A 24,805-nucleotide genomic window follows, 5' to 3' on the forward strand; every position below is an offset into this window, starting at 1 on the left:
TCAGACCTTCAGGGTCTGCTCGATGTCGGCCAGCACGGCGGCCGCATCCACGCCGATGGCAATCGACTGCACCACGTGGCCGTCCCACACGCTGGGGCCGAACGCCAGGCCTTCCGGCTTGGGAATGGTCATGCCGCGGGCGACGCCGTCGGTGGCCACGCGCACGCTGGCGCGCTCGAACCGGAACAGCTCCGGACGGGTCAGCGCGATGCAGGCGCAGCAGTCGTGCACGACCATGCCCTTGTGGCCGGCCTGCAGGTAGAAGTCCACGTAATCCTGCGACAGCGCACGCACCAGTTCGGCATCGGCACCACCGATCGCAGCCAGCGTGTCCAGGCCGTCACGGTCCATTTCCACGCGGGTGGTCACGTCCAGGCCGATGGCGGTGACCGGCCAGCTGGCGGTGAACACCACGTCGGCCGCTTCGGCGTCGCCCCAGATGTTGGCCTCGGCGGCCGGGGTGATGTTGCCGTTGACGTGGAAGGCGCCGCCCATGATCACCACGCCGCGCACCAGGCCGGCGATGTCCGGCGCCTGCTGCAGGGCCAGGGCCAGGTTGGTCATGCGGCCGACCGCGACCAGGGTCACCTCGCCCGGATGGGCGCGGACCAGGTCGATGATCAGCTGGTGGGCCGGGCGCGCATCGGCCGCCACGTCCAGGCTGGCCGGCACCGGGTGGTTGCCCAGGCCGTTGTGGCCATGGATGTGCACCGGCCAGGCTTCCGGGGTGGCTTCCGGCTGCAGCGGGCCGCCGGCACCGCGTGCGACCGGGGCGGCAAAGCCCCAGGCCTGCTTCAGGTACAGCGCATTGTGCGTGGTCGACTCCACCGAGGCATTGCCGAAGGTGGTGGTGACGCCGATCAGGTCGATCTGGGCGTGCTTGTGCAGGTACAGCAGGGCCAGGGCGTCGTCGACGCCCGGGTCGGTATCGAAAATGACTTTCAGCATGTTGTTGTTCTTCTTCTTCCGTGTGGTGCGGGGGGCGCCGGCGGCCCGGAAGCAGGCCGGCGCGCCCTACATTGTCCCATCTTCATGACAGGCAGGGCCATTGCCGGGGAGGCAGGCCATAATGCCCCCAGTCCAGGCACGGAACCGCCGAATGCTGATCGTTGCCCTTCTGCTGGTCCTGCTGGTGCTGGGCCTGAACGTGGTGGCTACCGTGGTGATCGTCAGGCGCGATGGCCTCTCGGCAGGCGGCCGGACGGTGCAGTTGCTGCTGGTCTGGCTGCTGCCGCTGGTCGGCGCCATCCTGTGCATGGCGGTGGCCACGGCCGATGGCTCGGGCAGCCGGGGGGATGGCGGCGGAAGCCATGACACCTCCGTTGGCTATTCCAGTGACAACCACAGCCATCACAGCTACAGCAGCTCTGACTGCGGAAGCGGCGACAGCGGTGGGGGTGGTGACGGCGGCAGCTGCGGTGGCGGCGATTGATGAGACGTTCCAGGGTGCCGGCCAAGGTCACGTCCTGGTAGTGCCGGCCGCTGGCCGGCAACCTCATCCGCTCAACCGCCGCCTTCGGTCGGCAAGGGCGCCGGCACGTTCAACAGCCCGCCTGCTGCCACATAGGCGGCCAGAGCCTGGCCCTGGCTCAGCAGATGGCGCTCCATGGTGCGTTCGGCAGCCTGCGCGTCGCGGCGTCGGAAGCACTCCATCAGCTCGCGATGTTCGGCCAGCGACTGCGCGGTGCGCCCCGGTGTCAGCAGCTGGCGGCCGCGATGCATCTTCAGGATGCGATGCAGATCGTGGGTGATGCGGATCAGCCACGGGTTGCCGGCGTAGTGCTGCACGGTTTCGTGGATCAGGTAGTTGTTGCGGTAGTACTCGGCGATGTTGCCCTCGGCTGCCGCGGTTTCCATCGCGGCATGCAGGTCTTCCAGCTGCTGCACGCCGGCATCGTCGATGTGCCTGACCGCCTCGTGCGCGCAGCGGCCTTCCAGCATGGCCATCACCGGGAACAACTGGTTGAGGTCTTCCAGCGTCAGTCGGGTGACCCTGCTGCCACGACCCGCGTCAATCTGCACCAGACCTTCGGCGGCCAGCAGCTTCAGCGCTTCGCGCAGCGGTGTGCGGCTGATGCCCAGTTCTTCGCACAGCGCGGGCTCGTCGATCCACTCACCCGGCGGCAGGCGGTAATCGTAGATGCGTTCGCGCACGTGTTCGGCAACCTCTTCATACAGAGGCGCGCGCTTCTTCGGTGACCGCGGGGCAGGGGCAATAGCCATGCGCAGAGTGTAACGCCAGGTCGTGCCGACCAGTGGCCGGCACGACCGTCCGGCGGTTACATCCAGCCCGGCACCACGAACACCAGCCAGGCCAGCAGCGGCCCCAGGGCCACCACCAGTCCGCTGTAGACCAGGAAGCGGCGGAACAGGGTCTCGCGTTCCTCTTTGGCTGCCGAGGCCACCACCAGTGCGCCATTGGTGGAGAACGGGCTGACATCGACGATGGTGGACGACACCGCCAGCGCGCAGATCACGCCGGCGGCGCTGAGGTGACCCTGCATCAGGAACGGTACCGCCAGCGGAATCGTGGCGCCCAGCACCGCAGCCGACGAGGCGAATGCGGAGACAATGCCGCCGACGTAGCAGACCAGCAGCGCGCCGAGCAGCGGAATGCCGATGTCGGACACGCCATTGCCGATGAAGTCCACCGCGCCGGCATGTTCCAGCACGCCGATGTAGGTCACCACACCGCAGATCAGCAGCACGGTGGACCAGCTGATGCCATCGACCGCGCCCTTCTGGCTTTGTGGCGACAGCAGTGCCAGCGCGACAGCCACGGTGATCGAGACCAGGCCGACGTTGAGGTTGTAGATCAGCGCGGCCACGCCCAAGCCGAGCAGGCCGATCAGGGTGAACAGGCGCTCGCGGGTCAGGCTCACCGCATCCAGTGCCGCCGGATCATTGCTGAGCGTGCCGCCGCCAGCTGCGACCAGCGCGCCATGGCCTTCAATGGCGAATTGCCGCGACGATGCCTGCGGGCCACCGGCCATCGCCAGCTCGGCATTGCCGATCGTTCCGGCCGCGGTGATCGAGCCACGCCGCAGCAGGGCGATGCCGCCGAACGCGAAGAAGCAGATCGTCGCCATCATGAAGTTGAAGCCCAGGCTGGTCAGGAATACCGCCATCTCGGTCACTTCCAGCCCGGCTTTCTGCACCACGCCGTTGGTGATGCTGCCGTACACGCTGATCGGCGAGAAGCCACCGGCCTGCGCGCCATGGATGACCAGCAGGCCCATCATCAGTGGATTGATGTTGTACTGCTTGGCAAAGCGCAGCGCGACCGGACCGATGATCGCGACCGCCGCCGGGCCCAGCGCACCGAACGCGGTGAGGACTGCGGTGATCACGAACATCACCCACGGAATGGCCACGATATGGCCGCGCACGGCTTTTACTGCCCAGTGCACCAGCAGGTCGATGGTGCCGTTCTTCTGCGCGATGGCGAACAGGTAGGTGATGCCGACCAGGGTCAGGAACAGATCGCCGGGAAAGCCGGCCAGGACCTCCTTGCCGCCCATGTCGACCCACAGCCCGCCGATGATGAAGGCCAGCGCGAAAGCGACGGCACCCATGTTGATTGGCATCGCGGTGGCGACGATGAACATGATCACCAGACCGATGATCGTTGCGATTTGTGGACTCATGCGCCCTCCCAGACACGTGACTCACGTACAGCGCGGATGGAGACCCGCCATCCCGGGGTAAGGCGACGTACGGCGTGTTGCGTGATACGTACTGCTCGAACCCGTTACTGCAGCCGTTCCAGCGCGCTGCGGACCCATGCCGCCGCGCCTTCAAGGCTCTGGAACTCTTCCACCGCGCGCACCTCGCAGCACGGATAGGCCGGCGCGACCATGCGCGCCAGCGCGTTGCCCGGGCCCAACTGCAGGAATACCCGCGCGCCGCGCTCGAAGGCCTGGCGCATCACCTGCGCCCATTCGATGGTCTGCGCCAGTTGCAACGACAGCGTGTTGACTGCCGTTGCGCGGTCGCGCACCGGTCGCGCATCGATGCCGGCCAGCAGCGGCAGGCGTGGGGCCTGCTGTGGCGATGCATCGAGTGCGGCAGCGAACGGTGCGACCGCCGTCGCCAGCAATGGTGTGTGTGCGGGCACGCGCACCGGCAGCAGACGGATGTCCGCGCCCTGCGCCCGCGCTGCATCGTCCAGCCGCTGCAACGAGGCGTGCGTGCCGCCCACGATGAAATGGTCCTGCCCGTTGGCGATGGCCACGTGCGCGCCGTGCAGATCGCACAGCGGCTGCAGTACATGGCGTTCCAGCCCGAGCACCGCCTGCAGGCCTGCATCGGCGGGGCTGGCGCTGTCCATCAACTGCGCACGTTGCGCAGCCAGCGCCAGGCAGGTGGCCGCATCAAAGCTGCCGGCGATGGCATGCGCGGCGAGCTCGCCGATGCTGTAGCCGGCCACCAGCACCGGTGCAGGCGCCGCTTCGCGAAGTCCCTGCCAGTGCGCAAGGCTGGCTGCACACAGCAAGGGCTGCGCCAGAACATTGTCGAAGCGCGATTCGTCAGCAGCTGCCGCGAACACGTCGCGTCCAAGCACTGCGCTGGCGGTCTCCAGTACGTCGCGCACGGCGGGCAGATCGCGCACGCGGTCGAACATTGCCGCATGCTGCGCACCTTGGCCGGGGCAGAGCAGGGCAAGGCTCATGCAACCTCCTGCTGCAGCAGGAACCAGGCACAGGCCAGCAGGTCGGCACTGCCGCCGGGGCTCAGCCGGCGTGCGACGAATCCATCACCGATGCTGTGCAGGCATGCCTGCCAGCCGGGTACGAAGGCGCCACCGGCATCGAGGAACCCTCGCGCCTGTTGCTGGGCCCAGCGCAGGCCGTCGACGCCGCCACGGTGCAGCAGGTTGAGGTCATCCACGCACGCGATCAGCTGCATCAGGGTCTGGCACATCGCGGCCTGGCGTGGCAGGTCGCTGGCCAGCGCGTGGCGCAGGGCAGGCAGTGCCACCTCGCGCAGCAGCGGGTAGCCGGCGGTCGCTTGTTCGCGCACACCCTGCACGCCGTGCCGCGCGCGCGCGCGCTGGCCAGGGCTGTTCGCATCTAGAGGTGCGTCGGCGAGCTCGGCAGCCCAGCGGCGCACTTCCTGGCAGACCTGCTCGGCTGCGATGGCACCGCCCGCGCGGCCCCGACAGGCAGCGGAAGCCGCCACCAGCAGGCCAAGGCTGAAGATCGCGCCGCGATGAGTGTTGATGCCCGCAGTGGCGTGCAGCATCGATATCTCCGCAGCGATGCCGTGCCGGCGCAACGTCTGGAACGGTGCCGCGCTGGCACCGGCGTCGGCCACGGCGATGAAGTAGTGGCGCAGCGTGAACAGGCTGCGCAGGAACGTGCCGGCGTCCATGTCGTGGTGGCTGCCGCTGTCGAAGGGGGTGACCAACCCTGGCTTGGGTGCAAGGGCCAGTTCGGCGTGCAGGCTGGCGATGGCGAGGCGCCCCAGACGCGCGCTGTCCACGGCAGCTGGCCTGACCGCCGGTTGCACGAGGGCGTTCACGCGCTCACCCCGGTGGAGGCGAACAACGCATCACGTAGTTCCAGTGCGGCACCATCGAGGCGCTTGACCAGTACCTCGCGGCTGCGCCCGGCGTATTCGCGCCAGTTCACCGCGCCACCATCCACCAGGCACAGTTCGCCATCGACCCGATGCCCGAAGGCGCTTTCCCAGTGCTGCAGGCGCTCGACCAGCAGGTCGGCCTGGCGTGCGTCACCCACCTGCCACAGCAGGTCGATGTCCGAGCGTGCATGCACATAGGGCAGGCCGCTGAGGTGCTGCCAAGCGAAGGCGCCGAACACGCGGGCCGGTGCAAGCCGCAGCATTGCCTGCAGTGCCGCCTGCCAATCAGCCGGAACGCCGCCGGCGAGAATCTCATCCAGGGCAGGGGGAGGTTGCAGGTGCTGGATGTCCTGCAGGGCCACGCGCAACGCCAGCCGTTGCTTGCCTTCGCCTGGCGGCAGCGGCACCCCCAAGCGCAGCCGCGGGTCGGGATCATCCGCCGCACTGCGTGCCACCATCGCTGGCAGGCCCTGTGCGAACCATGCTGCCAGGCGCGGTTCGTGCGCAGTCACGTCAGCCCGCCAGTCGGCATCGGCCGACAGCCAGGCCAGCGTGTGGCGGGCGGGCCGCTCAGGCATCGCCGTGGGCCACCGCAGTCGAAACCCCTGCCGCCAGGGCGCGACCGCCGCGCTGTGCGCCGCGTGCGGCACGCAGGTCGCCTTCGGCGGGTGTGCGCAGGGCCTGCAGCAGGTGCTGGGAAAGATCGCCTTCCCACAACGAGTCCACCGCGCCCATCGCCACGTAGTTGGCGACGCCCGGCGCGAATACCGGCGAGCTCTGGCTCAGCGCCTGCAGCTTCTCCAGCGGTTGCTTGGTCACCCGCGCCATTGCGCGCAGGTCCATCACCCGCACCTGTGCATCGGGCAGGGCGTGGATGTGGTCGGCCATCAGGCCGAATGAGAGGAAGCCGCCACTGACGGATTCGCCGTAGACCAGGGTGATCAGGCGCGCACCACGGCGGCGTGCCAGATCGAGCGTCTGCGCGAGATGCGCAAAGTAACCATTGATGCCCAACAGTTCGTCGCGCCGCGCCAGGCGCTGTCCGGCGGTATCCACCAGCATCACGATCGGTTGCTGCGGATGCGCGGCGGTGCTGGCCAGCACCGTTTCGGCCAGTACCAGTACGTGGTCCACGCCCACCTCGAGCCTGTCGGCGGTGCCGATCACGGTCACCTCGCCATCCTCGGTGGCAGCGCTGCCGGTCAGCACCGAATCGTTCACCGCAATGGCATGCCCATGCGGGAACAGGGCATCGAGCAGGGTCTGCAGCGGCATGCTCATGGCAGGCTCCGGTCGGCGGTGGCGATGAGGAACTCATCGGTGTCGAGCAGCGGTAGTCGCTCGGGGGCTGCGATGCCTTGGCGGGCCCAGATCTCCAGGCCATCGCGGCAATCGCCCCAGGCCTGCACGCGCGCCTTCAGTGCAGCGTGGCGGGCCTGCAGCGCGGCCAGTGCAGTATCCGGATCGGTGCTGCTGGTATCAGGCTGCAGCGCGTTACTGGCCGCCTGCGCGAAGGCCTCGATGGCATCGGGCACCAGCACCTGTGCCTGGTCGATCAGGTAGCGGTGCTTGCCTCCCGTTACGCGCCAGACCAGCGCGCGATCGCGGGAATCGAACTCTTCCACGCCGCGCACGGTCTCGATCACTTCCGGGCCGGACAGCGACAGGCGACCCTCTTCGGACATGATGACCGTAGTGCAGCAGCGGGCGACGATGCCCATGCCGCCGAAGGCGCCGTTGCCGCTGCCGATCAGCGCGATCACCGGCACACCCGCTGCACGCGCGTCCAGGGTGGCGCGCATGATTTCGGAAATGGCGATCAGCCCGGCATTGGCTTCATGCAGGCGCACGCCGCCGGTGTCCAGCAGCAGAAGCACGCCTTCGGGATGTGTTTCGGCTGCACGACGCAGCAGCCCGGTCAGCTTGGCGCCGTGCACCTCGCCCACCCCGCCGCCCATGAATTCACCCTGCTGTGCGGCCAGCAGCACGCGCTTGCCCTGCAGCGTGGCTTCGCCGACCACGATGCCATCGTCGAATGCGGCCGGCTGATCGAGCTGGGCCAGGTGCGGGCTCATCACCCTCCGCGCCGGGCCGAGGAATTCGCGGAACGAACCGGCGTCGACCAGCCCGGCAATGCGCTCGCGTGCATCGGCTTCGTAATAGCTGTGGCGTCGAGCGTGGCTCATGGCGTGCCTCCGGCCAGCAGTGTTTCCACGGCCTGGTCCAGGCGCAGGCTGACTACCGCCGGGGTCGCACCGGCATCGTTGATCGAGATGCGTACATCGCGCAGCGGATGACGCTGTGCGAAGTCGCTGATCACCGCTTGCCACACGCTGCCGAAGCCCTTCGCGGCGGTGATGATGCGCACCGTCATCGCGCCGTCCAGTGCGGCCGGCTCCAGCAGGATTTCCAGGTTGCCCGAGGCCAGCACGCCGACCAGCACCGCATCGCGCGGAAACTGCACCGCAGTGTGTCCTTCGAATCGATAGTCGAGGGTTTCCATGCTCAGCCCCTTACCAGTTGCGGAAGCGCTTGGGCGGGTCGTACAGGCCGCCGGACCAGCGCACCAGGTCCTTCACCGAACGCGCCGCCAGCAGGTCACGGCTGGCATCGCGCACGGTGATGCCGAGGTCATCGGGACGGCGGATCACGCCGCGGTCGCGCAGGTTCTCCACCATCGCGCGGTCGCGCCCCATGCCCACGGCGGTATAGCCGGCCACGCCACGGATCGCCTGTTCGCGCTCCTCAGGGGTGCGGCACAGCAGCAGGTTGGCAATGCCTTCCTCGGTCAGCACATGGCTGACGTCGTCGCCGTAGATCATCACCGGCGGCAGCGGCATGTTCGCGCGTTCGGCCAGGTCCCAGGCATCGAGGCGCTCGACGAAGGCCGGCGCCATGTGCTCGCGGAAGGTTTCCACCATCTGCACCACCAGCTTGCGCCCACGCGGCATCTCACCCGGGCGCGCGGCCTGCTGGCCGGCCTTGATCCAGGCCTCGCTGGCATGGCGCCGGCCGCGTGCGTCCGAGCCCATGTTCGGTGCGCCACCGAAGCCGGCAATGCGGTCGCGGGTGGCGGTGGAGCTGTTGCCCTGCAGGTCGATCTGCAATGTGGAACCGATGAACATGTCGCAGGCATACAGGCCGGCGGTCTGCGAGAAGGCGCGGTTGGAACGCATCGAGCCATCGGCGCCGGTGAAGAACACATCGCCTCGCGCGGCGATGTACTTCTCCATGCCCAGTTCCGAACCGAACGAATGCACCGATCTGACGAAGCCCGATTCGATTGCCGGAATCAGTGCCGGGTGGGGGTTCAACGCCCAGTGCTGGCAGATCTTTCCCTTCAGGCCGAGCGATTCGGCGTAGGTGGGGAGCAGCAGTTCGATGGCCGCCGTGTCGAAGCCGATGCCATGGTTGAGGCGGTTCACGCCGTACTCGGCGTAGATGCCCTTGATCGCCATCATCGCCATCAACACCTGGATCTCGGAGATCTGCGCCGGGTCGCGGGTGAACAGCGGTTCGATATGGTTCGGCCTCGGCGCCTGCACCACGAAGTTGACCCAGTCAGCGGGAATGTCGACGCGGGGGAGGGTGTCGACGATCTCGTTGACCTGGGCGATGACGATGCCGCCACCGAAGGCGGTGGCTTCGACGATCACCGGCGTGTCTTCGGTGTTCGGCCCGGTGTACAGGTTGCCGTGCCGATCTGCGGCCTGCGCGGCGACCAGGGCCACGCGCGGGGTCAGGTCGATGAAGTAGCGGCCGAACAGTTCCAGGTAGGTGTGGATGGCACCGATCTGGATGCGCCCTTCAGCCACCAGGTTGGCCAACCGCACTGACTGCGGGCCGGAGAACGAGAAGTCCAGCTTCGACGCGATGCCACGCTCGAATACATCCAGGTGCGACGGCAGCGACAGCACCGACTGCACCATGTGCAGGTCGTGCACGCGGGCCGGGTCAAGATCGGCCAGGGCCTGGGCGAGGAAATCGGCCTGCTTCTGGTTGTTGCCCTCCAGGCAGACCTTGTCGCCTGGCTCCAGCAGTGCGTGCAGCAGCTCGCCTACGTCGCCGGCGGCGACCTCGCGTCCCCGGGCCCACGGCGCGGCACGTTCCAGGCGGGCCTGGCGGCTGCGTTCCAACGTATCCCAGCTCGGGTTCATCGACCGGCTTCCGATTGGTGTCGATGTAATTACGACATAATTACGAAGGACGCCGCAACCTGCAGTGCAGCAAAAGGAAGGGCCCGCGCGGAGGCGGGCCCATTCAGGTAGGCCACGACCGTGGGCCGTGGCGGAGGGCGTGCCGACCAACGGTCGGCACCCACCAGGCACCCACCGGTTTGCGGGTTGCTCAGAACGTCCAGCGCAGGCTGGCCGACACGAAGCGCGGTTCGCCGTAGTTGTTGTAGTCCAGATTCGCCCAGTAGGTCTTGTCCAGTGCGTTGCGCACGCTCAGCGTTGCGGTCCAGCTGTCGCTGATGCGGTAGTTGGCATTGAACTGCACCAGCATGTAGGCCGGCTGGTTCACCGTCACCGTGCCGCCCAGCGGATAGGCGATGTTGTAGCCCTGCACCTTGCTCTGCCACTGCACGCCACCGCCAACGCTCAGGCGTTCCAGCGCACCGCGCAGCTGCAGCTGCGTGTTGAGCTGCAACAGATCCTTCGGCGGGTTGGCGTACAGCAGGTCGGTAGCCGCGCGGGTGACCTTGACGTGGGTGTAGCCGGCATTGACCGTCCAGCCCGGCAGGATCTCGCCGTTGACGTCCACTTCCCAGCCACGTGCCTTGGTGCCGTTGACGCCGATGTAGGCGGAGGTGCCATCGCTCAGCGAACCTTCCGGCACGCCCATGTCGCGCACGGCGTAGTTGTCCTGCTTGGCCTCGAACACGGCGGCGTTGGCGGTCAGGCGGCCGTCCAGCCACTGGGTCTTGATGCCCGCTTCCAGGTTCGAACCCTGCACCGGTGCCAGCAGGTTCTCGTTGCGGTCCTTGAAGTTCTGCGGGTTGAAGATCTCGGTGTAGCTGGCATAGGCCGACACGTTCGGGGTGATGTCGTAGACCAGGCCCACGTAGGGAGTGACTTCATCGCTCACCTTGTACGCGCCGCTGGTGCCGGTGTAGGCGCCAGCGGCGTTGTAGGAGCGGGTGAGGGTTTCCCAGCGGCTCAGGCGTGCGCCGGCAATCAGCGACAGCGGATCGGCCAGGCGCAGGCGGGTGGCCAGGTAGACGCCACTCTGCGTGGTCTTGGCCACGCGGCGCGCGCCGGTGCGGCGGTAGGTCACCTCGGAGATGTCGCCGTTCCAGTTGTACACGTTGGGAATGTAGTAGCAGCGCTCGCGTGCACCCGTGGCGCTGACACACGTTGCCCAGTCGCTCGGGAAGTTCAGTGCCAGGGTATTCGTCGTGCCTTCCAGGTCCGACCACTGTGCGCCGAGCGTCACGTCGTGGTCGCGGCCGAACAGATCGAAACTGCCGGTCAGGTAGGCATCGACGTTGCGGCGGGTGTCCTTCGAATCACCGGCGGCTGCACGCAGGAAGATGCCCGAGCCGGTCACCGGGTCCGGGTTGCCGGTGCCGTACAGGCGCACGTTCTGCACGTTGCCACGGGTATAGGCGGTATTGATCTTCAACAGCCAGTTGTCGCCGAAACGCTGTTCCAGGTTGGCGAAGGCGGTGTTGCTCTCGCGCTTCCAGTAGCTCCACTTCGGCGACAGGTTGGTCGAGCGCGGCAGGTGCGCGAAATGGCCCTGGTTGTCGAAGAACGGCACGGTGCCCCAGGTCGAGCCGGTGGGGTTGTTGTCCTGGCTCTGGTAACCGAGGGTGATCGTGGTGCTGTCGGTGACGTCGCCCTCCAGCACCGCCATGCCGGCCATCTTGTTCTCGTCGTAGCGGTCGTAATACAGGCCACGATCGGTGTAGGCGGCGACCACGCGGCTGCGGAAGCGGCCGTCGGCGGTCAGCGGCGCGGTCACGTCGGCCTCCATGCGACGGTAGTCCCAGCTGCCGGCGCTGACCGCGAACGACGCATCGAATTCCTTGCCCGGGCGCTTGCGCAGCAGGTTGACCGTGGCCGACGGCACGCCGGCGCCGCTGAGCAGGCCGTTGGCGCCGCGGATCACTTCGATACGGTCGTAGAAGGCGGTGTCGTACTCCTGGTTGGTGGAGCCGCTGTAGGTGGGAATGCCATCGACCTGGAAGTCGGTGATGGCGAAGCCGCGCGCGTAGTACAGCGGGCGCTGCGTGTCATAGAAGGACACGCTCACGCCGGTTACGTTGCGCATCACATCGTTGATGCTGAACAGTGATTCGTCCTGCAGGCGCTGCAGGCTGATGGCGGTGGCGGACTGCGGGGTCTCCTGCAGGGTGATCGGCAGGCGCGTGGTGCTCGACGGTGGTGCGGACTGTTCGGCGCGGACGCTGACCCGGTCCAGGGTCTTGGCATCGGCAGTGCCATCGGCGGCGGCGAACGCGCTGGGCGCGGCCAGCAGGGTCAGCGACGTAAGCAGGGCAGCCGGCAGCAACGCGCGGCGGGGCAGGCGGTTACGGAGGATCAGGGACATGGTGGGCTCGAGGCTCGGAAGCGGGGAAGGGCGGCAACAGTCGTCCAGCGCCCGGGCGGCGGCTTCGGGCACGGTCAGGTCCATCTGGGGAGGTGCGATCACTGCACAGGACGCAAATGTAAATAATTCTTAACAACATTACAATTCGCGTCATTCGCAGGGGCTTTCCGGCGCAGAGCAGTGGCGGGCCGGGGTCGGATCCTGTTGCCGCAGGCAATGGGCTCTGACCCCATCATCGGATCCCAAGCGCAGGTCAGAGCCCTTCCGTGCGGGAGGGATCCGACCCACCTCGCACAAAAACAGACGGCCACCCGAAGGTGGCCGTCCGTCTGAATCGAAAGCAAACTGCGGGCTTACAGCGCCTGCAGTTCCTCGTTGGCGTTGCGCTTTTCCTTGGCCGCTGCCGGCACCGCAGCCGCAGCGGGCGATGCCGCGTTCGCATCCACCGGCACCTCCAGATACGGCAGATGCAGGGTCTGGCTGGTCAGCGTACGGATCTCGTTGACCAGCGCGGCGCTGTCGTTGAGCTTGCGCCCGTACGACGGCACGATCTCGCGCAGGCGGGCTTCCCAGCCGGCCTTCATCTGGTCCGGGAAGGCCTTGGCCATCAGGTCGAGCATGATCGGCGGCGAGGTCGACGCACCCGGCGAAGCGCCGAGCAGGGCGGCGAGGGTGTGGTCCTTGTCGGTCACGATCTCGGTACCGAACTGCAGCACCGGGCCCTTCAGCGGATCACGCTTGATGATCTGCACGCGCTGGCCGGCGGTGACCAGCTTCCAGTCACCCGGCTTGGCGTTGGGGAAGTACTTGACCAGCTCGGCCTGGCGGTCGGCATCGTTCAGGCGCGCCTGGCCCATCAGGTACTGCACCAGGTCCAGGTTGTCCTTGCCCACTTCCAGCATCGGGCCGACGTTGTTGTGGTTCACCGACGAGTACAGGTCCCACCACGAGCCGTGCTTGAGGAACTTGGTGCTGTACAGCGCGAACGGCCCGAACAGGACCACCGGCTTGCCGTCCAGCTTGCGCGCATCCAGGTGCGGCACCGACATCGGCGGCGAGCCGGTCTCGGCCATGCCGTAGGCCTTCACGCCGTGGCGCGAGGTCACGTCCTGGCCCTGGAAGGCGAGGAACTGGCCACCGACCGGGAAGCCGGCGTAGTCCTTCGATTCCGGAATGCCGGACATCTGCAGCAGCTTCAGTGCAGCGCCACCGGCACCGATGAACACGAAGCGGGCGTGGGTGGTGGACTCGGTGCCGGCCCTGAGGTCCTTCACCGTCACGTTCCAGCTCTTGTCGGCGTTCTGCCGCAGCGCGCTCACTTCGTGGTTGAGGTGCAGGCTGAAGTTCGGGCTGCGCTGCAGGCCGGCGGTCAGCTGGCGGGTGATCACGCCGAAGTTGACGTCGGTGCCCAGCGGCATCCAGGTTGCGGCAACCTTCTGCTTCGGGTCACGGCCTTCCATCAGCAGCGGGGCCCACTGCTTGATCTGGGCCGGATCCTCGGAGTACTGCATGCCGTAGAACAGCGGATTCTTCACCAGGGCCTGCTGGCGCTTGTGCAGGTAGGCGATGTTGTCATCGCCCCAGACGAAGCTCATGTGCGGGGTCGGGTTGATGAAGTCGCTGGGCTGGCTCAGACGGCCTTCCTTCACCTGGTGCGACCAGAACTGGCGCGAGACCTCGAACGATTCGGCGATGCCGACCGCGCGCTTGGTCTCGATGCTGCCGTCGGGCAGTTCCGGGGTGTAGTTCAGTTCGGCGAACGCCGAGTGGCCGGTGCCGGCGTTGTTCCAGCCGTCGGAGCTTTCACCGGCGACGCCGTCGAGGCGTTCGTAGACCTGGATGTTCCAGTCCGGCTGCAGTTCCTGCAGGTAGGTGGCCAGGGTGATGCTCATGATGCCGGCGCCGACCAGCACCACATCGACGGGCTTGTCGTTGCTGGCGGCGGGCACCGAGCGCTGGGTCAGCGGCCAGTACAGGAACAGCGCGGCGGCCAGCAACAGCAGCACGAGCAGGGCGAGCAGGGCCTTGCCAAATTTCTTCATGGGGGCGGGATCGTTGGCGGAGGGGAAGGGGTCAGGATGCGCGTGGGGCAGGGAAAGGGCGTGAAGAAACAACGCCTTGCGACATCCAACCGCGATTCTAACCGGATCCGGTCCGTTTTTGATGCAACGCAGCATCCGACGTTTCGCGGCCCCGTCACGTGGCTGGCGGGCTCGACCTGGCGACCGCAGCCCCAGTAGCGTCAGGCCATCCCTGGCGACAGCTTCACTCAGACCAGCTCAAGAATCTCGTCGCCGGCCTCATCAATCTCGCCGGTCGGGCGCCAGCCCAGGCGCCGGTAGAAGCCATGCGAGCGCGAGCGTGGGTCGGCCGAACAGGCCAGGAACAGGCGTTGGTGGCCGGCATCGCGGGTCAGGCTGACCACGTCCTGCAGCAGCTGGCGACCGATGCCGCGGCCTTCATACTCGGGCAGCAGGGCCAGCACCAGCACCTCGCCGCTGTCGCGGTCGGCGAAGCAGTAGCCGGCCATGCGCTCGCCCTCCCAGGCGACGCGGCCGATCGAATCGCCCTGGGCGATGCCGGCCGCCCAGCTGTCCTCGGTGATGCCCAGCTCTGCCAACTGCGCGGCGCTGAAGGCGTTTTCGCGGGTGCGCCCGCGCAGGTCGATGCAGGCGGCGGCATCTTCGGGGCGCGCATCGCGCACGGCTATCGGCATACAGGACACCCTTGTAGTGATTGGCCCGCCAGTATCCGCATCACGCATGGACCCGGTGTGGAGGGTTGATGGAGATTGGATGGAGCAAAAAGGGGACGGAGGGGATTAAGTCGTCTTTGCCCGATGTGTCGCTTGGGCCTTATACGACTTAATCCCCTCCGTCCCCTTTTCAGCGCTTGCGCCGGATCAGCGCGGAGGAGGCATCCAGCACCGCGCGGGTCAGCAGGGCCATGGTCTGCACGTCGCCCTTCCAATGCTGCCAGTACAGCGGCACGTCTTCCCACGCGCGCTGGCGCACGTAGACCAGGCGGCCCGCGTCCAGGTGCCGCTTGACCAGCGGCAACGGATTCATCGTCCAGCCCATGCCGCCAAGGTTGGCCTGCACGAAGGCGCGCGTGGACGGAATCCACCAGGTCGGCGCGGTGCTGGGCAGGTCGTCGCCGGCCATGCGCCGGGCGAAGCGCGACTGCATGTCGTCCTTGCGGTTGAACACCAGCACCGGGGCCTGCGCCAGCGCCTGCGCGGTCACGCCCTTGGCGAAATGACGCTCGCGGAACTCGGGGGTACAGGTGGCGGCGTAGCGGATGCTGCCCAGCGCATGGATCTGGCAGCCCTGCACCGGCTCGTCCAGGGTGGTCACCGCGCCCAGCACCGTGCCCTGGCGCAGCAGCTCCACGGTGTGGTCCTGGTCCTCCACGCGCAGGTCCAGCGTGGTGCCGGTGGTCTGCGCGAACTGGTAGGCCGCCTGCGGGAACCAGGTTTCCAGGCTGTCGTGGTTCACCGCCACCGGGATGCTGGCCTGTGGCAGGTCCTCGTCGGCCAGGCCCATCCGGTGCAGCGCATCGTGCTCGAGCAGGGCGGTCTGCTCGGCCAGCTGCACCAGCAACTGCCCCTCGGCGGTGGCGGTGGCCGGGGTGCCGCGCTTGACCAGCAGCCGGCCGATCCGGTCCTCCAGCGCCTTGACCCGCTGCGAGATGGCGGACGGGGTGACATTCAGCGACTGCGCGGCGCGGTCGAAGCTGCCTTCGCGGATCACTGCGGCCAGGGCACGCAGCTGGGCATGGTCGATACGCATCGAATTAAGTTCCGCTAATGTTGGTTTAGGAAGTTTAGCTCGTCTTTTTCATGTTGCGGCGCGACAATGGCGCTCGTTCCGGTGCTGTCCGCCTTCGCGAGGCACCGTCCCCCCAAGCAAGTAAAGGCAGTGAATCCCATGTTCTCGGTCATCTCCGCCAGCACCGGCCTCGGTGCCTGGTTCTCTGGTGCAGCTACCGGCATCGGCCTGTTCGCCGTGGTCGGCGCCCAGAGCGCCTTCATCCTGCGCCAGGGCATCCTGCGCAAGCACATCGTGCCGGTGGTCGCCACCTGTGCGGCCATCGATGCGATCTTCATCTTTGCCAGCGTGGCCGGCCTGCGCACGCTCACTTCGGCGCTGCCGTGGCTGACCACCGCCGTGCTGTGGACCGGCGTGGCGTTCCTGGCCTGGTACGCGATGAAGTCGGCGCGCCGCGCGATCGCCGGTGGTGGCGGCATGGGCGAGGCTGACAGCGACGACGGCAGCCGCCGCGCGGTGCTGATGGCCGCGGTCGGTTTCTCGCTGATCAACCCGCACTTCTGGCTGGACATGATGGTGATCGGTTCGATCGCCGAGAACTTCGGCAACGCCCGCATGGCCTTCGCTGCCGGTGTGGTCACCGCCAGTTGCCTGTGGCTGACCGCGCAGGGCCTGGGCGCGCGCCTGCTGGCGCCGCTGTTCACCAAGCCCAGCACCTGGCGCGTGCTCGACGGCACCATCGCGGTGATCCTCAGCATCCTGGCCCTCACGTTGGCGGTGCGCGGGGTCCACTGACCCGGCGCACGCCCCCCGAACCCACGTCCTGACTCTCTCTCCAAGGTAGTGGTAACGACGGCACCGGCAACGGTGCCGTCGTTTTTTGTGCGCCACTGGCGGGCCGGGCACTGGCCTGCCTAGAATCGGCCAGCCGGGACAAGGGGTCCAGGCAGGGGGAGAGAAGGATGCACAAGCGCTGGCTGGCCGCCATCATCGTGGCGGGACTTTGGTGTGGAACCGCTGCTGCGATCGATCTGGGCGCCTATGTGCGAGCGGACAAGTTCGGCGATGTCATGCTGTCTCCCGGGGGCGATTATCTGGCCGCGACCGTGCCTGCGGACGGCTTCACCGCTGTGATCATCCTTCGTACGGACGACAACACGCCGGTGGGCAGCCTGCGCCCACCACTCAATTCGCATGTCTTCGGCCTGCACTGGGTCAACAACGATCAGGTGATGTTCGGTCTGGCGCAGAAGTTCGGTACCCGCGACGCGCCGTGGGCCACCGGCGAGCTGCTGACACTGGATGCACGCACCGGACGACCGGAACTACTGGTGGGCTACCGCGACCTTGGCCTGCGCGTGCGGCCCAAGTACCGGACGTCGGCCGCGGCGTTCCTCAGTGACGCCCTGCCTGGCGATGATGCGCACGTGGTCATCGCAGTAGGCGGATCGCGGCTGGATGCCAACGGTTATGCGGCCCAGCTGGAACTGGCAAGCGGCAAGCAGCGGCTGCTGGCCCGCGCGCCGATGCCGGGTGCCTCCTATGTGGTGGATGCCCGCGGCGACGTACGTTTCGTACAGGGCGCCGGTACTGACAACGTCCATCGGCTCTACCACCGTAACGGTGGCGACTGGGCGCTGGTCAACGATGAGAAACGGAGTGGTCGCAGCGAGGCGGCGCTGGGCTTTTCCGCCGACGGCCAGCTGGCCTACCTGCTCAGCGAGCAGCCCAGCGGCCCCGATGCCATCGTCAGCTGGAACCCGGCCACGCAGGAGCGCAAGGTCGTGCTGCGCGATGAGGTTGTCGATCCGGCACGACTGATCCGCAGCCCGGGCAGCACCGTGCCGGTCGGCGCGCTGTTCCTGGGAAACACGCCGCATACCCGGTTCTTCGACGAAAGCTCGGACGAGGCACGGTTGTACCGCAGCCTGGAGGCGGCCTTCCCCGGGCGTGCAGTATTCATCACCTCCAGTACCCGCGACGGTCGCCGGCTGCTGGTGGAAACCGGGTCCGGTTCCAATCCGGGCGAGTTCTACCTCTACGACCGCGACCGCAACCAGGCGCGCTTCCTGATGGCGCGCAGCGAATGGATTGATCCGGAGAGCACTGCGTCGGTGCGGCCGGTCCTGCTGAAGGCGCGTGACGGGCTGGAGCTCCATGGATTCCTGACAGTCCCGCATGGCAGCACTGGCCGTGACCTGCCGATGGTGGTGGTGCCGCATGGTGGGCCGATCGGGATATTCGACAACGGCAGTTTCGATCACGAGAACCAGTTGCTGGCCGCTGCCGGCTACGCCGTGCTGCAGATCAATTTCCGCGGCTCGGGCAACTACGGCCGTGCGCACAGCCGGGCAGCACTGAAACAGTGGGGGCGTGCGATGCAGGACGACGTGACCGACGCCACGCGCTGGGCGATCAGCGAAGGCATCGCCGATGCCCGGCGCATCTGCATCTACGGTGCCAGCTACGGCGCCTACTCGGCGATGATGGGCGCCGCGCGCGAACCGGGGCTGTACCAGTGCGCGGCCGGCTATGTGGGCGTCTACGACCTGCCGCTGATGTTTACTGGCGGCGATATCCAGGACCGCGATTCCGGAATGAGCTACCTGCGCGAGTGGCTGGGTGATCCGGCCACGCTGGGCGCGGTCTCGCCGGTCAACCTGGCCGAGCGGATCAAGGTGCCTGTGTTCCTGGCGGCCGGGGGTCAGGACAAGCGTGCCCCGATCCAGCACACCGAGCGCATGGAAGCGGCGCTCAAGCGTGCCGGTACGCCGGTGGAAAGCCTGTACTACAAGACCGAAGGGCACGGCTTCTATACCCAGGCCCATCGCAGCGAGTACTACGGCAAGCTGCTGGCGTTCCTGTCGCGCAGCCTGGGTGGCAAGACCGCCACGACTGCGGCTGCGGACGGCAAGGGCAGGGCGCCGTAACGCGAAGGGCGGCGGATGATCCAACCGCCGCCCCGGTTCCTGCCTGCGCGTGGGCTTACTTCACCCCGTGCATCATCTTCTTCAACAGTGGCGCGGCAATGAAAGCGGCCAGCGCACAGCCCAGGCCGATCCACATCAACAGCCAGAACAGGTGCGCATAGGCACCGGCGGCGGCCACCATGTCCAGCGATTCGCCTTCCGGCACCTCGATCGCGGCCAGCTTGCCGAACAGCGCGGCCAGCGTTTCCGAGAAGGCGGTGGCCAGGAACCAGGTGCCCATCATCAGGCTCATCACCCGCGGCACCGCCAGCTGGGTCACCGCCGACAGGCCGACCGGCGACAGGCACATCTCGCCACTGGCCAGCAGGAAGTAAGCCAGCACCAGCCACCACACGCTGGCCATCTCGCCGGTGGCGCCAACCTGCTGAGCAGCCAGCGCCAGCGGCACGAACGACAGTGCGCCGATCACCAGGCCCCAGGCTGATTTGACCGGCTTGCCTGGTTCCCAGCCGCGGCGGTCCATCCACGTCCACAGCGCGGCGAAGGCCGGTGCCAGCAGCACCAGGAACAGGCCGCCGAGATAGGTGAGCGAGCCGGCGGTCTGCGGAATCACCAGGCAGTCGCGCACCAGCAGCACCAGCATCAGCACGACGATGGCGGCGAAGAACGTGCGCGGCGCAGCCGAACCCGGACGACGCTCGGACAACCGCGCGCTGACCACGAAGCCCAGCGGTGCCAGCAGCAGTGAGAGGATCGACCACGGCAGCGGCGTACCGCCGGTGATCACCAGCGAGGGCACGATGTCCTTGGTCAGCAGCCGGTCGGTGAAGGTCACCCACGAGCCGTAGGACTGCTCGTACATGGTGAAGAACACCAGCGCCATGAAGATCAGCACCATCAGCGCGATCATCTGCTGGCGCTGTACCGGCGTGCACTTGCTGCCGGTGAACCAGGCGAACCAGACCAGCACGCCGCCCAGCACCACCACCATCAACATCAGTGCCAGGCTGATTTCACCGCCCAGCGCGAACGCGCCGTTGCCGGCCGCCCACATCAGCCACGCCACCGGCAACACACCGAGCACCGCGCACAGATAGATGAGCCATTCGCGCGGCAGGCCCAGCACCTTCTGCTTCAACGCCGCCGGTTGCGGCGGCTCGGCGTGGCCCTGCAGGTACTTCTGGCCCCACAGGAACATCGCCAGGCCGGCCAGCATGCCGATGCCGGCCGCACCGAAACCGTACTTCCAGCCGTAGGCCTCGCCGAGGAAGCCGCACACCAGCGATGAGAACAGCGCGCCCAGGTTGATGCCGGCGTAGAACAGCGAGAAACCCGAATCGCGGCGCGGATCGTCCTTGGCGTACAGCTTGCCGACAATGGTGGAGATGTTCGGTTTCAGGAAACCGACGCCCATGATGATCAGCGCCAGCGACAGGTAGGTCACCGCCAGTGCCGAGGTGTCGCGCACCACTTCGCCGTTCACCCGGTACGCAGCGTGGCCTTCGACGGCCATGCCGAGGTGGCCGAGTACCAGCAGGATGCCGCCGAACAGCACGGCCCGGCGCATGCCCAGCCAGCGGTCGGCCAGCATGCCGCCGAATACAGGGATGCAGTACACCAGGCCACCGTAGGCGCCGAGCAGGTCCAGGCCGGCCTTGTCGCCGAACAGGTGGTACTTGGTCAGGTACAGCAGCAACAGCGCCTTCATGCCGTAGAAGGAGAAGCGCTCCCACATTTCGGTGAAGAAGCAGACGTAGACGCCTTTGGGGTGGCCCAGGAAGTCGTCGGAAGCGATAGCGGTGGAATTCATCGCGGAATTATAGGCCTGTGGCCCGATCCGATTTCAGTAGATCCACGCCATGCGTGGATTGCCGGACTGGCCTGGGCGATCACAGATACCGCAACCACGCCAGGTCACGCCTTCGCACCTTGAACCGCGCGAATGCCCGGGTCGGCGGGTACAGCACCACCGCCAGCGCACAGGCCACCAGCAGCAGGCCGCTGACCGAATCCAGGGCATACAACTCGCCATGGGTCGGCCCCCAGGCCGCCAGCGCGCCCAGGTACAGCGCCTTCAGCACATACAGGTGCAGCAGGTAGAAGAACATCGGCGCGGCGCCGATATCGGCCAGCGGGCGCAGCGCACGCGCCAGTGGCGGCCATTCGTACAGGCGCAGCAGCAACAACCCCACGCCCAGGGTCAGCAGCAGGAACTGCAATGACGGCGGGTACTTGGTGATGTTGAGGATGCTCAGCCAGGTGCGCAGTGCTGTGGTCTGGTACTGCCAAGGGGCATCCCCGTACTCGTTGGCGAACCGCAGTAAGGCGAACAGGGCCAGCGCGCCGACGCCTGCCCACAGCAGCCAGTGATGACGCTGTGCCGGCGCGCGCTCGCGGGCGAACCAGGGCCCCATCAGATAACCCAGGGCGATCACCCCGATCCACGGCAGCACCGGGTAGGAGGTGCGCAGGCGCAGCGCGCCGGCCTCGATCCAGTCGCGCTGGTGCAGCACTTTCCACAGCACCGCCAGCAGGCCATTGCCTTGCACCCGCAAGCCGTCGAACAGGTTGTGCCCGGCCACCACCGCGATTGCCAGCACCAGCAGGGCCGGGCGTGGCAGCCAAAGCAGCCCGGCCAGCGCGATCATGCTCAGCCCGATGGCCCAGATCACCTGCAGGTACAGGGTTTCCGGCGGCAGCTGGAAGGTCCAGGCGAAATTCACCAGGGTCAGTTCCAGCACGACCAGGAACAGCCCGCGCTTGAGCAGGAACGCGGCCGTGGCCCGGCGCGGATCCGCCTGGCGCTGGCCGTACAGCCAGGCCGACAGGCCGGTCAACAGGACGAACACGGGTGCGCACAGGTGGGCCAGCAGACGGCAGGCGAACAGCGCGGGGGAGACCGTCGCCGCGTCCATCGGGTCGCTCACCTGGTGCTGCAGGAAGAAGGTCTCGCGCACGTGGTCGAGCAACATCAACAGCATCACGGTGCCGCGCAGCTGGTCGATGGAGGCCAGGCGGGTAGTGGGGGAAGGAGCCACGTGCGAGGTTCGGTCGGCGTGACAGGATATAACATTACAATTGCGTCTTTCCAGCGTGTGCTGGGCGGTTCCGACGAGCGCGCGCGTCGGCTCAGGGCAGGCAAACCGAGGGGCTCCAGCCCAGCGCCTCGTCGTAGTGGACCTGGATCGCTCGCAGGCTCCCGTCGGGGGTGGCCTTCAAGCAGAATCGGGCGCTGTGGTGTTGCGTGGCGCCGGTCCTGGTGGCCGACAGCGAAACGTCGTACAGGCGTCCGGGCTGCAGCGGCATCGCCGTCTGTCTTGAAATGGCGTTGGCTGGCACTTCTCCGTAGACCACGCAGGCTCCGGGTGGAAGTGGGATTGATGCGGGATGGGCAAAGTAGAACGACCATTGCCGCCGCAGCGGTGGAGTAATTGCGTCATGCACCTCCACACCAAACACCTCCGGAGTTTTACCGATACGCTTGCGCTCCTTCCTGGGTAGTCCGAAACAAGGTTTGCCGGCGTGGTCGGTGATCTCGACTGCGCCAATGCGGCTCCAGGCAGATGCGTAATCGCAAAGCGGCATCAGGCAGGTCAGGGTCACGACAGCCACGACCGGTGATTTGATCGGGCGGATCCGCAGTGGGTTGTTCATCGGGCGGCTCAGCGTCATCGGTTCAGATCATGAACACGATGCACGGGGCGTTGAGGCACTTCAAACGATGATGGCTGGAATGCTGCAGTACTGGTTGGCCTGGCCCCCTGCAGGACATGAGACAGCGAGGCCCGGCAGCCGTCCGGGATGTGCCCCATGCGCTTGATGCGTTGGCCGAGTTTGGCCGGAAGCGACTATCTCACTGCCGACCTGGCCGCAACCCTCCCGAACCGCACTGGACTTGCCGCCTCCTGAACGCTAGCGTGCAAGGGATTTTTTGCCAGCAGGGGCTTCCATGAACCACGACGCTGCGCCCAAGCAGCTCACCTTCCGCGCAGTGGCCCTGGCCATCGTGCTGGCGGTGGTGCTGTCGGCCGCAAACGCCTACCTCGGTCTGTTCGCAGGCCTGACCATCGCCACCGCCATTCCCGCCGCGGTGATTTCCATGGGCGTGCTGCGCCTGCTGGGCGGTGGCTCCATCCTTGAAAACAACATCGTGCAGACCGGCGCATCGGCCGGTTCGTCGATCGCCGCTGGTGTGATCTTCACCATCCCGGCGCTGGTGATCATGGGCTACTGGCCGGACTTCAAGTACTGGTGGGTGCTGGGCATCGCCGGCCTCGGCGGCCTGCTGGGCGTGTTGTTCTCGGTGCCGCTGCGTCGTTCGATGATCGTCGAAGACCCGCTTCCGTTCCCGGAAGGCAAGGCTGCGGCGGAAGTGCTCAAGGCCGGTGAGAATCCGGGCCCGGGCCTGAAGATCCTCGGCCTGTCGGCGGTGATCGGTGCCTTCGTCAAGCTGGCCGCGGAAAGCGGCATGCGCCTGATCCCGGATGCCTGGGCCACCTCGGCCTACGTCGGCAGCTCCAAGGTCACCGCCTTCATCGGTACCAACCTGTCGCCGGCACTGCTGGGCGTGGGCTACATCGTCGGCCTCAACGTCGGCATCGTGGTGGTGTCCGGTTCGATCCTGACCTGGCACATCGCCATTCCGATCTACCAGGCGTTCTTCATGAACACCGATCCGGCACTGGCCGCGTCGGTTGCCGCGGCTTCGTCCACCGAGGCGGCGTTCGCCATCTGGGGCGCGAAGATGCGCTACCTGGGTGTCGGCGCGATGCTGATCGGTGGCATCTGGACCCTGATCTCGCTGCGCAAGTCGCTGCTCAACGGCGTCAAGAGCGGCTTTGCCGCCGCCCGCAAGAGCGGTGGCCCGGTGCTGGCGCACACCGAGCGCGACCTGCCGATGAAGTGGATGCTGGTGGCCCTGGTGGTCTTCGTGCTGCCGCTGCTGGCCCTGTACCAGGCCATCGTCGGCCAGTGGCACGTGTCGATCCCGATGACCCTCATCATGATCGTCGCCGGCTTCCTGTTCGTTTCGGTCTCGGCCTACCTGGCCGGCCTGATCGGTTCGTCCAACAACCCGGTGTCGGGCATCACCATCTCCACCATCCTGTTCGCCTCGGCCGTGCTGGTCGTGCTGCTGGGCGCCGACGGCCTGAAGCCGGTCGGTGCCGGCGGCGCGCCGCTGGGCGCCGTGGCCGCCATCATGATCGGCGCGGTGGTGTGCTGCGCCGCTGCGGTTGGTGGTGACAACCTGCAGGACCTCAAGGCCGGCTACATCGTCGGCGCCACCCCGTGGAAGCAGCAGCTGATGCTGGGCATCGGTGCCTTCTCGTGTGCGCTGATCATGGCCCCGGTGCTGAACCTGCTGGCCACCGCCTACGGCATCGGCGTGAAGTCCGAGCTGCACCCGAACGCGCTGGCCGCACCGCAGGCCAACCTGATGGCCTCGGTGGCCAAGGGCCTGTTCGGTGGTGAACTGCCGTGGACCTTCATCGGCATCGGTGCCGTGGTCGGTGCCGCCATCATCGCCTTCGACAGCTGGCTGAAGGCGCGCAACGCCCGCTTCCGCGTGCCGGTGCTGGCCGCCGCCATCGGCATCTACCTGCCGCTGGAGCTGATGGTGCCGATCTTCCTCGGCGGCCTGATCGCCCACCTGGTCGAGCGCTTCCACAAGGTGCGTGCCGATGACGAAGAAGGCCGCGACCGCGTGCACAAGCCGGGCGTGCTGTTCGCCGCGGGCCTGATCACCGGCGAAGCGCTGATGGGCATCGCCATCGCGATTCCGATCGTGGTCAGCAGCCGCGCCGACGTGCTGGCCGTGCCGTTCCACCTGCCGGGCGCGCAGTGGATCGGCCTGGCCGTGCTGTTCCTGGTCGGCTGGCTGATCTACCGCACCGGCAAGTACGCCAAGGCGTAAGGGGGCTCTGCCCCTGGGTTCAACGGGTAGTGCCGGCCGCTGGCCGGCAATCC

The 24,805-nt window shown here is 67.1% G+C and carries 21 protein-coding genes; 4 read left to right on the forward strand and 17 right to left on the reverse strand.

What is annotated here, in order from left to right:
• On the reverse strand, positions 1–948 hold the full coding sequence (locus tag AC5P6X_RS07570) for a nucleoside hydrolase (RefSeq protein ID WP_005412590.1): 948 nt from the start codon (positions 946–948) through the stop codon (positions 1–3).
• 151 nt (positions 949–1,099) lie between these two features.
• On the opposite strand from AC5P6X_RS07570, the gene AC5P6X_RS07575 reads away from it, so the two are divergent.
• Positions 1,100–1,432: a hypothetical protein gene (locus AC5P6X_RS07575; RefSeq protein ID WP_043034145.1), complete on the forward strand. Its 333-nt coding sequence runs from the start codon at positions 1,100–1,102 to the stop codon at positions 1,430–1,432.
• A gap of 71 nt (positions 1,433–1,503) precedes the next feature.
• Here AC5P6X_RS07575 and AC5P6X_RS07580 read toward each other — a convergent pair whose 3' ends face one another.
• The 13 genes from AC5P6X_RS07580 to AC5P6X_RS07640 all read right to left on the reverse strand — a co-directional run bounded on the left by AC5P6X_RS07580 (position 1,504) and on the right by AC5P6X_RS07640 (position 15,929).
• Positions 1,504–2,223: a GntR family transcriptional regulator gene (locus tag AC5P6X_RS07580; RefSeq protein WP_005408509.1), complete on the reverse strand. Its 720-nt coding sequence runs from the start codon at positions 2,221–2,223 to the stop codon at positions 1,504–1,506.
• Between the two features lie 56 nt (positions 2,224–2,279).
• The gene (locus AC5P6X_RS07585) at positions 2,280–3,647 is read right to left on the reverse strand and encodes an SLC13 family permease (protein WP_005412592.1); all 1,368 of its coding nucleotides are present in this window, start codon (positions 3,645–3,647) and stop codon (positions 2,280–2,282) included.
• 104 nt (positions 3,648–3,751) lie between these two features.
• Positions 3,752–4,672, reverse strand: coding sequence for a malonate decarboxylase subunit epsilon (gene mdcH / locus AC5P6X_RS07590; protein ID WP_495215390.1), 921 nt, complete (start codon positions 4,670–4,672; stop codon positions 3,752–3,754).
• Positions 4,669–5,484: a triphosphoribosyl-dephospho-CoA synthase MdcB gene (mdcB, locus tag AC5P6X_RS07595; protein ID WP_164221425.1), complete on the reverse strand. Its 816-nt coding sequence runs from the start codon at positions 5,482–5,484 to the stop codon at positions 4,669–4,671. The genes mdcH and mdcB overlap by 4 nt, the downstream gene beginning before the upstream one ends.
• Positions 5,485–5,519: 35 nt before the next feature.
• Positions 5,520–6,161: a malonate decarboxylase holo-[acyl-carrier-protein] synthase gene (mdcG, locus tag AC5P6X_RS07600; protein ID WP_049453239.1), complete on the reverse strand. Its 642-nt coding sequence runs from the start codon at positions 6,159–6,161 to the stop codon at positions 5,520–5,522.
• The gene (gene mdcE / locus AC5P6X_RS07605) at positions 6,154–6,858 is read right to left on the reverse strand and encodes a biotin-independent malonate decarboxylase subunit gamma (protein ID WP_164221513.1); all 705 of its coding nucleotides are present in this window, start codon (positions 6,856–6,858) and stop codon (positions 6,154–6,156) included. Before mdcE ends, mdcG begins: the two co-directional genes overlap by 8 nt.
• 2 nt (positions 6,859–6,860) lie before the next feature.
• On the reverse strand, positions 6,861–7,769 hold the full coding sequence (locus AC5P6X_RS07610) for a biotin-independent malonate decarboxylase subunit beta (protein ID WP_329756699.1): 909 nt from the start codon (positions 7,767–7,769) through the stop codon (positions 6,861–6,863).
• Positions 7,766–8,086: a malonate decarboxylase acyl carrier protein gene (gene mdcC / locus AC5P6X_RS07615; RefSeq protein ID WP_099527516.1), complete on the reverse strand. Its 321-nt coding sequence runs from the start codon at positions 8,084–8,086 to the stop codon at positions 7,766–7,768. Before mdcC ends, AC5P6X_RS07610 begins: the two co-directional genes overlap by 4 nt.
• 10 nt (positions 8,087–8,096) lie before the next feature.
• Positions 8,097–9,740, reverse strand: coding sequence for a malonate decarboxylase subunit alpha (gene mdcA, locus AC5P6X_RS07620; protein ID WP_108270277.1), 1,644 nt, complete (start codon positions 9,738–9,740; stop codon positions 8,097–8,099).
• Positions 9,741–9,930: 190 nt separating this feature from the next.
• A complete protein-coding gene (locus AC5P6X_RS07625) occupies positions 9,931–12,138 on the reverse strand; it encodes a TonB-dependent siderophore receptor (RefSeq protein ID WP_329756702.1) in 2,208 nt (735 codons plus the stop codon).
• A 353-nt stretch (positions 12,139–12,491) separates the two neighbouring features.
• Positions 12,492–14,180, reverse strand: a complete 1,689-nt coding sequence (gene mqo / locus AC5P6X_RS07630; RefSeq protein WP_329753133.1) for a malate dehydrogenase (quinone) — start codon at positions 14,178–14,180, stop codon at positions 12,492–12,494.
• 227 nt (positions 14,181–14,407) lie between these two features.
• On the reverse strand, positions 14,408–14,854 hold the full coding sequence (locus AC5P6X_RS07635) for a GNAT family N-acetyltransferase (protein ID WP_005412603.1): 447 nt from the start codon (positions 14,852–14,854) through the stop codon (positions 14,408–14,410).
• Between the two features lie 169 nt (positions 14,855–15,023).
• Positions 15,024–15,929: a LysR family transcriptional regulator ArgP gene (locus tag AC5P6X_RS07640; protein ID WP_005412604.1), complete on the reverse strand. Its 906-nt coding sequence runs from the start codon at positions 15,927–15,929 to the stop codon at positions 15,024–15,026.
• Between the two features lie 138 nt (positions 15,930–16,067).
• Between AC5P6X_RS07640 and AC5P6X_RS07645 the strand changes: the two genes are divergently transcribed.
• Both AC5P6X_RS07645 and AC5P6X_RS07650 read left to right on the forward strand, forming a co-directional pair.
• On the forward strand, positions 16,068–16,703 hold the full coding sequence (locus AC5P6X_RS07645) for a LysE/ArgO family amino acid transporter (protein WP_005408523.1): 636 nt from the start codon (positions 16,068–16,070) through the stop codon (positions 16,701–16,703).
• Between the two features lie 167 nt (positions 16,704–16,870).
• Positions 16,871–18,838 (forward strand): alpha/beta hydrolase family protein, encoded by a 1,968-nt coding sequence (locus AC5P6X_RS07650; RefSeq protein ID WP_049448733.1) that lies wholly within the window; start codon positions 16,871–16,873, stop codon positions 18,836–18,838.
• Between the two features lie 55 nt (positions 18,839–18,893).
• On the opposite strand, the gene AC5P6X_RS07655 is transcribed toward AC5P6X_RS07650, so the two are convergent.
• From AC5P6X_RS07655 to AC5P6X_RS07665, 3 genes are all read right to left on the reverse strand, one after another.
• Complete coding sequence (locus tag AC5P6X_RS07655) at positions 18,894–20,648, reverse strand: peptide MFS transporter (RefSeq protein WP_049448734.1); 1,755 nt, start codon at positions 20,646–20,648, stop codon at positions 18,894–18,896.
• 79 nt (positions 20,649–20,727) lie between these two features.
• Positions 20,728–21,876, reverse strand: a complete 1,149-nt coding sequence (locus AC5P6X_RS07660; protein WP_164221417.1) for an acetyltransferase domain-containing protein — start codon at positions 21,874–21,876, stop codon at positions 20,728–20,730.
• 91 nt (positions 21,877–21,967) lie between these two features.
• Positions 21,968–22,510, reverse strand: coding sequence for a hypothetical protein (locus tag AC5P6X_RS07665; protein WP_223846374.1), 543 nt, complete (start codon positions 22,508–22,510; stop codon positions 21,968–21,970).
• A 277-nt stretch (positions 22,511–22,787) separates the two neighbouring features.
• On the opposite strand from AC5P6X_RS07665, the gene AC5P6X_RS07670 reads away from it, so the two are divergent.
• Positions 22,788–24,752: an OPT family oligopeptide transporter gene (locus tag AC5P6X_RS07670; protein ID WP_005408528.1), complete on the forward strand. Its 1,965-nt coding sequence runs from the start codon at positions 22,788–22,790 to the stop codon at positions 24,750–24,752.
• Positions 24,753–24,805: the final 53 nt, after the last annotated feature.

The organism is Stenotrophomonas sp. YJH_SMC_40 (assembly GCF_059368615.1).